The organism is Streptomyces sp. NBC_00370, from assembly GCF_036084755.1.
In the GTDB taxonomy this organism is placed as follows: domain Bacteria; phylum Actinomycetota; class Actinomycetes; order Streptomycetales; family Streptomycetaceae; genus Streptomyces.
In genome coordinates this window covers 8,090,695-8,102,591 of record NZ_CP107968.1, presented here as the reverse complement: position 1 = coordinate 8,102,591, position 11,897 = coordinate 8,090,695, and the positions used below count along the sequence as shown (strand labels likewise).

At 71.9% G+C, this 11,897-nt stretch carries 9 protein-coding genes and 1 pseudogene; 6 read left to right on the top strand and 4 right to left on the bottom strand.

Annotation, left to right across the window (positions count from 1 at the left end; all coding sequences use genetic code 11):
- Positions 1-105 precede the first annotated feature (105 nt).
- Positions 106-1,086 carry a zinc-dependent alcohol dehydrogenase gene (locus OHS57_RS35430; protein ID WP_328584605.1) on the bottom strand — a complete coding sequence of 327 codons (981 nt, stop codon included), beginning with the start codon at positions 1,084-1,086 and terminating at the stop codon, positions 106-108.
- A 241-nt stretch (positions 1,087-1,327) separates the two neighbouring features.
- Here OHS57_RS35430 and OHS57_RS35425 point away from each other — a divergent pair, with 241 nt between their 5' ends.
- Together OHS57_RS35425 and OHS57_RS35420 are read left to right on the top strand one after the other, a co-directional pair.
- The gene (locus OHS57_RS35425; protein WP_328584604.1) at positions 1,328-2,068 is read left to right on the top strand and encodes a CDP-alcohol phosphatidyltransferase family protein; all 741 of its coding nucleotides are present in this window, start codon (positions 1,328-1,330) and stop codon (positions 2,066-2,068) included.
- 37 nt (positions 2,069-2,105) lie between these two features.
- Positions 2,106-3,131, top strand: a complete 1,026-nt coding sequence (locus OHS57_RS35420) for an alpha/beta hydrolase (RefSeq protein WP_328584603.1) — start codon at positions 2,106-2,108, stop codon at positions 3,129-3,131.
- Between the two features lie 245 nt (positions 3,132-3,376).
- On the opposite strand, the gene OHS57_RS35415 is transcribed toward OHS57_RS35420, so the two are convergent.
- Both OHS57_RS35415 and thrS read right to left on the bottom strand, forming a co-directional pair.
- Complete coding sequence (locus OHS57_RS35415) at positions 3,377-3,886, bottom strand: nucleoside deaminase (RefSeq protein WP_041994744.1); 510 nt, start codon at positions 3,884-3,886, stop codon at positions 3,377-3,379.
- Between the two features lie 22 nt (positions 3,887-3,908).
- Positions 3,909-5,153 (bottom strand): annotated as a pseudogene (thrS, locus tag OHS57_RS35410) (threonine--tRNA ligase); the annotation flags it as partial.
- Positions 5,154-5,449: 296 nt separating this feature from the next.
- Here thrS and OHS57_RS35405 point away from each other — a divergent pair.
- The 4 genes from OHS57_RS35405 (at position 5,450) to OHS57_RS35390 (ending at position 11,580) form a co-directional block, all read left to right on the top strand.
- Entirely contained in the window at positions 5,450-6,811 is a 1,362-nt protein-coding gene (locus OHS57_RS35405; protein ID WP_328584602.1) for an NAD(P)/FAD-dependent oxidoreductase, read from the top strand.
- 124 nt (positions 6,812-6,935) lie between these two features.
- Complete coding sequence (locus OHS57_RS35400) at positions 6,936-8,630, top strand: ABC transporter ATP-binding protein (protein ID WP_328584601.1); 1,695 nt, start codon at positions 6,936-6,938, stop codon at positions 8,628-8,630.
- The gene (locus OHS57_RS35395) at positions 8,627-10,420 is read left to right on the top strand and encodes an ABC transporter ATP-binding protein (protein WP_328584600.1); all 1,794 of its coding nucleotides are present in this window, start codon (positions 8,627-8,629) and stop codon (positions 10,418-10,420) included. Before OHS57_RS35400 ends, OHS57_RS35395 begins: the two co-directional genes overlap by 4 nt.
- A gap of 95 nt (positions 10,421-10,515) precedes the next feature.
- Positions 10,516-11,580, top strand: a complete 1,065-nt coding sequence (locus tag OHS57_RS35390; RefSeq protein ID WP_328584599.1) for an iron-siderophore ABC transporter substrate-binding protein — start codon at positions 10,516-10,518, stop codon at positions 11,578-11,580.
- Between the two features lie 97 nt (positions 11,581-11,677).
- On the opposite strand, the gene OHS57_RS35385 is transcribed toward OHS57_RS35390, so the two are convergent.
- The gene (locus OHS57_RS35385) at positions 11,678-11,887 is read right to left on the bottom strand and encodes an MbtH family protein (RefSeq protein ID WP_328584598.1); all 210 of its coding nucleotides are present in this window, start codon (positions 11,885-11,887) and stop codon (positions 11,678-11,680) included.
- Positions 11,888-11,897 lie beyond the last annotated feature (10 nt).

The window sequence follows — 11,897 nt, the reverse complement described above, 5'->3', positions numbered from 1 at the left end:
GGTCCGGCGAGACTGGCCCAGGTGCGGGCATGTCGTGTAGTACGGCCGGTACGCACCACGTGTTCACGGTTCACGTATTCAAATTGGCGAGGGGCGGATCCCGGGTCACTCCGGGGCGTAGCGGACGCGGTGCGAAAGCCCCGGCAGCTCGCCCGCCGCCATCCTGGGCAGTACCTGCGGCAGTTCGTCGAAGGCGCATTCGCCGCTGATCAGAGCGTCGAGCGCCGGGTCGGCGAGCAGGTCGAGCGCGAGCGCCAGCCGGTCGGCGAAGGTCCTGTTGGCGCGTCTGGCCGGGGAGACCATCCCGACCTGGCTGCTGCGCAGCACGAGCCGGCCGGAGTGGAACGCCTCGCCCAGCGGCACGCTGATCCGCCGGTCGCCGTACCAGCTCAGTTCGAGCACGGTGCCTTCGGGGGCGAGGAGTTCGAGTGCGCGCGCCAGTCCCTCCTCGGTGGCGCTGGCGTGCACCACCAGGTCGCAGTCGCCCAAAGCATCGCCGGGAAGGGCGAATTCGACTCCGAGCGCGTGGGCGACGGCGGCCCGTGCCGGGTCGCTGTCGATCAACTGGACGCGGACGGCGGGGAACCGGGCCAGCAGGGCCGCCACGGAACAGCCGATCATGCCGGCGCCGACGACGGCGATCCGGTCACCGATCAGCGGCGCGGCGTCCCACAGCGCGTTCACCGCGGTCTCCAGGGTGCCGGCGAGAAACGCGCGTGCGGCGGGCACGGTGTCCGGCACGGGTGTCACGGCGCTCGCGGGCACGACGTAGCGGGTCTGGTGCGGGTAGAGACAGAAGACCGTACGGCCGGCGAGCTCCGACGGGCCCTCCTCGACCAGCCCGACGTTGAGATAGCCGTACTTGACGGGCCCGGGGAACTCACCGTCCTGGAACGGGGCCCGCATCACGGTGTGCTGGCCGGCGGGCACGCCACCACGGAAGACCAGGGTCTCCGTGCCCCGGCTGACACCGGAGTACAGCGTGCGGACGACGACATCTCCTGGGGCGGGCTCCGGCAGCGACACCTCTCTGATCTCCCCCTGACCGGGGGAGCGGAGCCAGAACGCCCGGGCTGCACGGTTCATCAAAGTCCTCCTGAACGCTCGGGCAACAGCGCACGTAGTTGAGCTGGGACAGGCCGCGATCACGGTACGCGGCGCCCATCAACTCAGCCAGACGGCCGGGGGGTGAACGGTGGACTCACACATATCGGCTCAACCGCACGTGGCGTACGGGCCTAGGGCCTTTCGTTTGGATCAGGCCGGATCAGGAGGCGGCACCAGCGCCCGCGAGCCCGGCACGATCCGAACGACAGGCCCTTGGCCGTTGGGTCTTGTGACGGCGGCCGGGGTGGGCGCGCAGATTCTTGTGCTCCTGCTGTTGGGCACGGCGGTCGGGCTCGGCCTCGCCGGGTGGCTGGCGGGCGCGGCCGTCGGGGCGGGCACCTGCGCCGTACTGAGCCGGGCGCTGTACCGGTCGTGGCCCGGACGGACCACCGCGTTCGGTCCGGCCAACGGCGTCACACTGGCCCGCGCGACGCTCGTCGGCGGCGTGACGGCGCTGATCGCCGACTCCTTCCCCGGCCCCCCGCCGGTTCCCGCCATGGCGGGGATCACCGCGCTCGCACTGCTCCTCGACGCGGTGGACGGCCAGGTGGCCCGGCGTACGGGGACCGCGTCCGCGCTCGGGGCGCGGTTCGACATGGAGGTCGACGCCTTCCTCATTCTGGTGCTCAGCGTCTTCGTCGCCGCCCAACTCGGCGCGTGGGTGCTGCTGATCGGCGCCATGCGGTACGCGTTCGTCGCGGCGGCCCGGGTGCTGCCCTGGCTGCACGGACCGCTGCCGCCCAGTGTGGCCCGCAAGACGGTGGCCGCGCTCCAGGGGATCATGCTGCTCGTGGCGGGCACGGGACTGCTCCCCCGGCTGCCCGCCGTGCTCCTGGTCGGCCTGGCGCTGACGCTGCTGACCTGGTCCTTCGCGCGTGACATCAGGTGGCTGTGGCGGGTCAGGATCGGGCGCCGTGTGTCCGAGGAGTCCACAGGGGCGGCCGTATACGCTCGCCGGTGACGTGATCCGCACCCGCGGGGACGACGAAGGAGCGCGCATGCTGCCTTGGGGCACCGAACTGGCCGGACGGATCGATGAGCGTGTGATCAGCAGTGAGCTGTTGCGCGGCAATCCGCTCGGGGACCCGTCGGAGCGCCCACTGCACGTGTATCTGCCGCCCGGCTACGACGACGAGCCGCAGCGCCGCTATCCGAGTGTCTACGTCATCCAGGGCTACACCGGCCATCTCGGCATGTGGTACAACCGCACGCCGTTCCGGCAGCCGTTCCCCGAGACCGCCGACGCGCTGTTCGCCGCCGGCACCCCACCGGTGATCGTGGTCTTCGTGGACGCCTGGACGACGTACGGCGGCAGCCAGTTCCTCGACTCGCCGGGCACCGGCCGCTACCACTCGTACCTGTGCGACGAGGTCGTACCGTACGTGGACACCCACTACCGCACGCTGGACAGCAGCGACCACCGCGCCATCTCAGGGAAGTCCAGCGGTGGTTACGGCGCGATGATCACGCCGATGCTCCGTCCCGACCTGTTCGGCGCGCTGGCCACGCACGCCGGCGACGCGCTGTACGAGTACTGCTACGCGGCCGAGTTCCCCGCGGCCGTGCGCGCGCTGCGCGCCTGGGACGGGGACATCTTCCGCTGGTGGGAGGAGTTCCGGGCGCGTCCCGTCCCCGGCAGGCCGGGCGACGAGGCGCTGCTGACCGTCCTCGGCGTCGCCGCCTGCTACTCCGCCGCCGACGACGGGACGCCGCTGCTGCCGTTCGATCCGCATACCGGCCGGCTGATCCCCGCCGTCTGGCAGCGGTGGCTCGACCTTGACCCGGTGCGGATGGTCCCGGAGCGCCCGGAGGCGGTCGCCTCACTGCGCGCGGTCTGGATCGACGCGGGTACCCGTGACGAGTACTTCCTCGACGTCGGCGCCCAGGCGTTCCACGGTGCGGTGCGGGCGGCGGGACTGCCGGAGGAGGCCGTGCACTTCGAGCTGTTCGACGCGGGCCACGGCGGGATCGACTACCGGTATCCAAAGGCCCTGGACTGGCTCGCCCGCCGTATCCAGCCCTGAGACAGCGGCGGTTCACCTATCCTCCGCACCTTGGGCGACTTCTTTCGGACCGTGGTCGACGTGGAAGCGACGGCGGAGGAGGTCTGCGGCGTCGCGCGCGGCATCGAGGCCTGGCGGACGACGGGGCGGGGCAGCGTCGGCTGCCCCGCCTGTGGCGTGGCGGTCCCGGTGACCGCGTGGTCGTGGGGAGCGGGCTTCGCCCTCGGGTGCCTCGCCCTCGACTTCTGCGAACGTGCGGGTCCCCGCTACACCGTTCCGGCCCTCTTGGTGCGGAAGCGGCGGTGCAGTTCGCGGACCTCTTCGGCGAGGCCGGGGATCGGGCCCACGGTCGGCACACCGGGCGCCACCTCGCTGATCGGCAGCACGGCGACGGGCGCGGGTCCCGCCCCCAGCTCCGCGAGCCAGGCCGCCGTCTGCGCCGCCGAGCTGGCGTAGACGATGCGGCCGAGCCCGACCCAGCCGTGGGCCGCCGCGCACATCGGGCAGTGCTCGCCCGAGGTGTAGACGGTGGCAGCGGCCCTGGCCTCGGCGGTCAGCTGGGCCGCGGCCCAGCGCGCCAGCTCGAACTCCGGGTGGCGGGTCTGGTCGGCCAGGGTCGTCTCCCGGTTGTGGTCCTCGGCGAGTACCGTGCCGTCGGCCCCGACGAGGACGGACCCGAAGGGCTCGTCGCCGCCTTCCAGGGCTTCGGCCGCCAGTTCCACGCTGCGGCGGGCGTGGGCCAGTTCCTCGTCGGTGAGGGGAACGGGGTCGGTCATCTCCGGTGCTCTCCTTCTCGGTTCACTGAATGTGCTGGTCGGGGTCGGTGTCCCAGAGGCGGGTGGTGTGCGCGTCCACGAGTGCCCCGACGCGCATGACCGCCTCGGCCGCCGGCATCGCGTCCAGCCGCCGGCCGTCCCGCAGCCGCAGGGCGACCAGGTCGTCGGCGGCTTCCTCGGCGCCGATCGCCGCCTGGTACGGCACCAGTCTGGCAGCCCGGATCCGGGCCCCCAAGGTGCCCTGCTCGGGTCCCGCGAGCCGCGCCCGCAGCCCCCGGTCCGCGCAGCGGCGGACGAACTCGGCGGCCCGGCCGCGCTGGTCGTCGGTGACGGGCAGGACCACGAGCTGGGTGGGGGCGAGCCAGCCGGGGAAGGCACCGCCGTGCTGTTCGACGAGGTGCGCGACGGCCCGCTCCACGCTGCCGACGACACTGCGGTGGATCATGACGGGCCGGTGTCTGCCGCCGTCCGCGCCGATGTAGCGCAGCCCGAACCGCTCGGGCTGGTGGAAGTCGACCTGGACGGTGGAGAGGGTGGATTCGCGGCCCGCGCCGTCGGCGATCTGCACGTCGATCTTCGGCCCGTAGAACGCCGCTTCCCCCTCCGCAGCCTCGTACGCCACACCTGAGCGGTCGAGTACGTCGGTCAGCAGCGCGGTGGCCCTTTCCCACAGGGCCGGGTCGGCGACGTACTTCCCCGAAGGGCCCGGCAGGGACAGCTGGAAGCGCGCCGGGCGGATGCCGAGCGCCGCGTACGCCTGGCGGATCAGTCCGAGGGCCGCGGCCGCTTCGCCGGCTGCCTGGTCCAGGGTGCAGAAGACATGCGCGTCGTTGAGCTGGATCGCCCGTACGCGGGTGAGGCCGCCGAGCACGCCCGACAGCTCGGCGCGGTACATGCCGCCCAGTTCGGCCATCCGCAGGGGCAGTTCGCGGTAGCTGTGGGCACGGGACCGGTAGATCAGCGCGTGGTGCGGGCACAGGCTCGGCCGCAGGACGACCTGCTCCCCGCCGACGTCCATCGGCGGGAACATGTCCTCGCTGTAGTGGGACCAGTGGCCGGAGATCTCGTAGAGTTCCCGCTTTCCGAGCACGGGTGAGTACACGTGCTGGTAGCCGGCCTGGCGTTCGGCGCCCCGGATGTACTCCTCCAGGGTGTGCCGTACGGTCGCGCCGTCGGGCAGCCAGTACGGCAGCCCCGCGCCCATCAGGGGGTCGGTGTCGAACAGAGCCAGCTCGCGGCCGAGCTTGCGGTGGTCGTGCATGGTGGTCTCCTCGCGGACTGAGGGCGAGTGGACCGCACGGCGAAGCCCCGGGGCACTCGCCCCGGGGCTTCGAACTGGGTCAGCAGTCAGCGCGCCGGGACACTCTCCGGCGTCGTCGTCATGGCGGCACGCTTCATGACCAGCACGCTAGCAGACCAGTCATCACTCGAACGGGTGATTAACCGCTCCGCAATGCGCCCACGTGTTCGCCTCGCGAAGATGGGTAGTGGCGGAAACGATTGGCCGAAGGGGCATGTGAGGCAGGCCCGGCAGTGCGGCGGGCATGAGAAGGGACGGACACTGTGGCACGACCCAGGATCCTCGTGGTGGGCGCCGGCTTCGCGGGGGTGGAGTGTGTACGCCGTCTGGAGCGCACCCTCGCCCCCGGTGAGGCGGAGGTGTGTCTGGTGACGCCCTTCTCGTACCAGCTCTACCTGCCGCTGCTGCCACAGGTCGCCGCAGGTGTGCTCACGCCGCAGTCTGTCGCCGTCTCGCTGCGCCGCAGCAGCAAGCACCGTACGAGGATCCTGCCGGGCGGCGCCGTGGGTGTCGACCCGAAGGCGAAGGTGTGCGTGGTCCGCGACATCACGGGTGAGCTGGTCAACGAGGCGTACGACTATCTCGTGCTCACCCCGGGCAGCATCACCCGGACCTTCGACATCCCCGGTCTGGTGGACAACGCGCGCGGGATGAAGACGCTGGCGGAGGCCGCCTACATCCGGGACCATGTGATCGCACAGCTCGACCTGGCGGACGCCAGCCAGGACGAGGCCGAGCGCGCCTCGCGGCTGCAGTTCGTGGTGGTCGGCGGCGGATACGCGGGCACCGAGACCGCCGCCTGTCTCCAGCGGCTCACGATGAACGCCGCCAAGAGGTATCCGAGGCTCGATCCGAAGCTGATCAAGTGGCATCTCATCGACATCGCGCCGAAGCTGATGCCGGAACTCGGCGACAAGCTCGGCCGAAGCGCGCTGGAGATCCTGCGCAAGCGCGGTATCGAGGTGTCGCTCGGCGTGTCGGTCGCCAAGGCGGCGCCGGAGGAAGTGACGTTCACGGACGGGCGGGTACTGCCCTGCCGCACCCTGATCTGGACGGCGGGCGTCGCCGCCAGCCCGCTGATCGCGACGCTGGACGCGGAGACCGCGCGCGGACGCCTTGTCGTGACCCCCGAGCTGAACGTGCCGGGCGCGGACGGTGTGTTCGCGCTCGGTGACGCCGCAGCCGTACCGGATCTGACCAAGGGCGACGACGCCGTGTGCCCGCCGACCGCACAGCACGCCCAGCGGCAGGGGCGCACGATCGCGGAGAACATCCTCGCTTCCCTGCGGCACGGTCAGTTGACGCCGTACAAGCACAAGGACCTGGGCCTCGTGGTGGACCTCGGCGGGGCGGACGCGGTGTCCAAGCCGCTCGGTATCGAGCTGCGCGGTCTGCCCGCGCAGGCCGTGGCCCGTGGCTACCACTGGTCGGCGCTGCGCACCAATGTCGCCAAGACCCGGGTGCTCACCAACTGGATGCTCAACGCCGTGGCCGGTGACGACTTCGTACGGACCGGTTTCCAGGCGCAGAAGGCCGCCACGCTGCACGACTTCGAGTACACGAACTCCTATCTGACGCCGGAGCAGGTCAGGGAGCACACCGCTTCGCTCGCGGTCCGGAGCTGACGGCCGACACCGGCGGTCAGGACACGAATCGGCACCTGCCTGGCCCACCGCCTCTTACTTAGTCTAGCCTTACCTAAGTTTCGCTCCCGGTCGTGGGAGCGGTGAGGCGGCCCGGAGGAGTGCGGTGGGGGTTGGGGGTCCGTCAGGACGGGACGTCCTGCGCGGTGCGGTCAGGGGTCAGCGGCGCGATGTGGTGCTCGGCACGGTCCTCGGCGCCGGGCACCAGGCCGGCGAGGCGCTGGTCCCGGTGCTGATCGGGCTCGTCATCGACCAGGCCGTGGCGCGCGGCGACACCGGCGCGCTGGTGGGCTGGCTCGCCGTGCTGGCCGTCGTCTACGTGGGGCTCTCCTACAGCTTCCGGTACGGCGCGCGGGCCGGTGAGCGCGCCGCCGAAGTGGCGGCGCACCAGCTGCGGACGGAGTTGGTACGCCGGGTCCTGCACCCGGGCGGCGGGGCGGACAGCGGTCGGCTCCCCGGCGCGCTCACCAATATCGCGACCGAGGACGCCAAGCGGGTCGGCGCCGTCAACATGGCCGTGATGACCGGCCTTTCGGCCCTGACAGGGCTTCTGGTCAGCGCGGTCGTGCTGCTGCGGATCTCCGCGCCGCTCGGCGCCGTCGTACTGCTGGGCACTCCCCTGCTGCTGTGGCTGGGCCATCTGCTGAGCAAGCCGCTGGAGCGCCGCAGCGAGGCCGAACAGGAGCGCGCGGCGCACGCGTCGGGGGTCGCCGCCGATCTGGTGGCAGGCCTGCGGATCCTCAAGGGCATCGGCGCCGAGTCGGCTGCCGTCACCCGGTACCGGCACACCAGCAGGCTCTCGCTGTCCGCAACCCTGCGCGCGGCCCGGGCGGAATCCTGGCAGAACGGCATGGTGCTCACCCTGACCGGGGTCTTCATCGGGGTCGTGGCGCTTGTCGGCGGACGTCTCACCGCCGAGGGCGGGATGAGCCTCGGCCAGCTCGTGTCGGCCGTGGGACTCGCCCTGTTCCTGATCGGTCCGCTGTCCGAATTCTCCTGGGTGAACGCGGAGTTCGCGCAGGGCAGGGCGTCGGCCGCCCGCCTTGCCGAGGTACTGGCCGCAGCGCCCGACGTCCTCCCGGGATCCGGCACGCCTGCCACGCCGGTCCGCGGAGCCGTACGGCTGCGGCACGTCTCGTACGGCACGCTGCGCGCCCTCGACCTGACCGTCACGGCAGGCGAACTGGTCGGCGTGGTTACCACCGACCCGGCCGACGCGGCGGCGCTGCTGCGCGTGCTGGCCCGGCGCAGTGATCCGGCCGACGGCTCGGCCGAGCTGGACGGCGTCGCGCTGACCACACTGGACCCGGCCGACGTCCGTATGTCGATCCTGGTCGCCGAGCATGACGCGGACCTGTTCGAAGGCAGCCTCACCGCCAATGTGTCGGCGGCGGCGCCCGCCGGCGCGGACATCCGGCAGGCGATGGCGGCGTCCGGCGCCGACGAAGTCGCACGAACGCTGCCGCAGGGGGGCGACACGGTGGTGACCGCGCGGGGCCGTTCACTGTCGGGCGGGCAGCGTCAGCGTGTCGCGCTGGCGCGCGCCCTGGCCGCCGATCCGCCGGTGCTGGTGGTGCACGACCCGGCGACCGCGGTCGACCCGGTCACCGAGGCGGCGATGGCCGCCGGGATCCGGGAGATACGCCGGGGCAGGACCACACTCCTGGTGACCACGAGCCCCGCGCTGCTGGCGGTGACGGACCGGGTGGTGCTCGTGGCGGACGGCCGGGTCGTGGACACCGCGCCCCACGCGCGGCTCGTGGAGCGCCATCCCAGCTACCGTACGGCGGTGCTCTCATGACGGACGGTCAGCAGAACGACACGGCACGGGAATTGCTGCCCACCGCGAGCGGCGCCGAGACCCGGGCAGCGGTGGCCGCGCTGCTGCGGCCGCGCCGAGCACTCGCGCTGGCCGGGTTCACGGCGATGGTCGCAGCGACCGCGGTCGGTCTGCTCACCCAGCCGCTGCTCGGCCGCATCGTCGATCTGGCCGCCGACCGCCGGCCCCCCGGCATGATCACGCTGCCGGTCGTCCTGCTGGTGGCTGTCGCCGTCGTCCAAGGCCTCACCACCGGGCTCGGGCTGTCCCTGATATCCCGGCTCGGCGAGAGCGTACTGGCCCAGTTGCGCGAGCGGTTCGTCGAGCGGGCGCTGGGACTGCCGCTCGAACGCGTGGAGCGGGCAGGCTCCGGAGACCTGACGGCGCGGGTCACCGGCGATGTGTCACTGATCGCCGACGCGGTGCGCAACGCGCTGCCCGAGCTGGCCCGTTCGCTGCTGGCCATCGTTCTCACGCTGGGCGCGCTCGCGTTGCTCGACTGGCGGTTCCTGCTCGCCGCGCTCATCGCCGTACCCGTCCAGCTGTACACGGCGCGCTGGTACGTACGTAACGCCGTACCGATCTACACGGAGCAGCGCGTCGCCGTCGGCGCACAGCAGCAGCAACTGCTCGACACCATCGGCGGCAGCGCGACCGTCCGGGCGTTCCGGCTGGAGCGGGAGCACACGGAGCGGGTGACGGCGCGCTCCTGGTCGGCCGTGGAGCTGACCATGCGCGGTGTACGGCTCGTACTGCGCTTCTACAGCAGGCTGCATGTCGCCGAGTTCATCGGTCTGACGGCCGTCCTGGTCACCGGGTTTCTGCTGGTGCGCGACGGAAGTGCCTCGATCGGCACGGCGACGGCCGCCGCGCTCTACTTCCACAGTCTGTTCACCCCGGTCAACTCGGCGCTGGCGCTGCTCGACGACGCCCAGTCGGCGGGGGCGGGCCTGGCCCGGCTGGTCGGGGTCGCCGGACTGCCGCTGCCCCCGCAGCCGGAGCGCCCTCCGGTGCCGCGCGACGCGTCGGTGACGGTGTCCGGCGTCGGCCACGCCTACCGGCCGGGACACCAGGTGCTCTCGGACGTCCACCTCGACCTGCGTCCCGGCGAGCGGGTCGCCCTGGTCGGGGCGAGCGGCGCGGGCAAGACCACGCTGGCCAAGCTCGTCGCCGGTATCCACGCGCCGGCCTCCGGGACCGTACGGCTCGGCGGCGTCGACCTGACCGAACTCGGCCCCGCCGCCACCGGCCGGTCGGTCGCGCTGATCACGCAGGAGGTCCATGTCTTCGCCGGGACGCTCGCCGACGATCTGCTGCTGGCCAGGCCGGGCGCGAGCGAGCCGGAGCTGCGTGACGCGCTGGCCCAGGTCGACGCGCTCGGCTGGGCGGACGCCCTGCCCGATGCCCTGGCCACGGTGGTCGGTGACGGCGGGCACCGGCTCAGCAGCGCCCAGACCCAACAACTCGCGCTCGCCCGGCTGATCCTCGCCGACCCGCCGGTCGCTGTGCTGGACGAGGCGACGGCGGAGGCGGGCAGCGCCGGCGCCCGGGTGCTGGAGAAAGCCGCCGACCGCGCGGTGGACGGCCGTACCGCGCTCGTCGTCGCCCACCGGCTCACCCAAGCGGCGAGCGCCGACCGCATCGTCGTCATGGACGCGGGACGCGTCGTCGAGTCGGGCACGCACGACGAACTCCGGTCAGCCGGGGGACGCTACGCCGCCCTGTGGGAGGCGTGGTCGGACACCCGTGGGGGCAAGGGCCACGGCCTCTGACACCCACCGGACACACCGCACACGGACACACAGACCGAAGCAACACACCGAACCGACACCCGTCGCACTCACCCACCGAACCGAAGGAACCCCCGATGGCCCGCTCCCTCAGAGGCCCCAGGCTCGCCGCAGCGCTCGCCTCCGTACTCCTGCTCTTCGGCACCGTCGCCGGCTGCGGGGGTGACTCCGGGGACGACGAACCGGCCGGCTCCGCCGCGAGCGCCCCCGCCGACTCCGCCTATCCCGTCACGATCGCGCACAAGTACGGCAGCACGACGATCAAGTCGGAGCCCCAGCGCATCGTGACGGTCGGGCTCACCGACCAGGACGCCGTGCTCGCGCTCGGCAAGGTGCCGGTCGGCACCACCGAGTGGCTCGGTGCCTACAAGGGCGCGATAGGCCCCTGGGCCGGCGACAAGCTGGGCGGCGCACCCGTGCCCACCGTGCTGAAGGACACCGGCACCGGGCCGCAGATCGAGAAGGTGGCGGCGCTCAAGCCGGACCTGATCATCGCGCTGTACTCGGGGCTCACCAAGGAGCAGTACACGACGCTGTCCAAGTTCGCCCCGGTCGTCGCCCAGCCCAAGGCGTACAACGACTACGGCGTTCCGTGGCAGGAGGTGACCAAGACCGTCGGCAAGGCGCTCGGCAAGAGCGCGGAGGCGGCCAAGCTCGTGGACGGGGTCAACGCCGACTTCGCGGCGGCCGAGAAGGCCAACCCCGCGTTCAAGGGCGCGACCGCCCTGATGGCGACGCCGTACGAGGGCATGTTCGTCTACGGCAGCCAGGACGCGCGTTCGCGGATCCTGAGCGGCCTCGGCTTCGCGCTTCCGACCGGTCTGGACAAGGCGATCGGCGACCAGTTCGGCGCCAACATCAGCAAGGAACGCACCGACCTGCTCGACCAGGACGCCATCGTCTGGATCGTGGGCGACACCACGAAGGACCCGGCGAAGCTGCACGACGACCCGTCGTACGGCGATCTGAACGTGGTCAAGCAGGGCCGTGAGGTCTTCGTCAAGGAGACAGGCGACTACGGCAACGCGCTGTCGATGTCGACCGTGCTGAGCCTGCCGTACGTGCTCGACCGGCTGGTCCCGCAGCTCTCCGCCGCTGTCGACGGCAAGCCCGCGACCAAGGTGGCGCAGCCCGCCTCCTGAACGGGCGGTGCGTGCAGCACCGTTGACACGAAGGAGCCGGGCGGCGAGTTGACTCGCTGCCCGGCTCCTTCGCTGTGTCCTACCGGCCGCGCGGGCCTCAGCCCTCCATCGACCGGACGAGGCTGTTGGGGCGCATGTCCGTCCAGTTGGCCTCGATGTGGTCCAGGCACGACTGCCGGGTGCCGGGGCCGTGGGCGACGCGCCAGCCGGCCGGTACTTCGGCGAAGTCGGGCCAGAGGCTGTGCTGGCCCTCGTCGTTGACCAGCACCGAGTAGACGCCGTCGGGGTTCTCGAACGGGTTGCTCATCGCGGTTTCT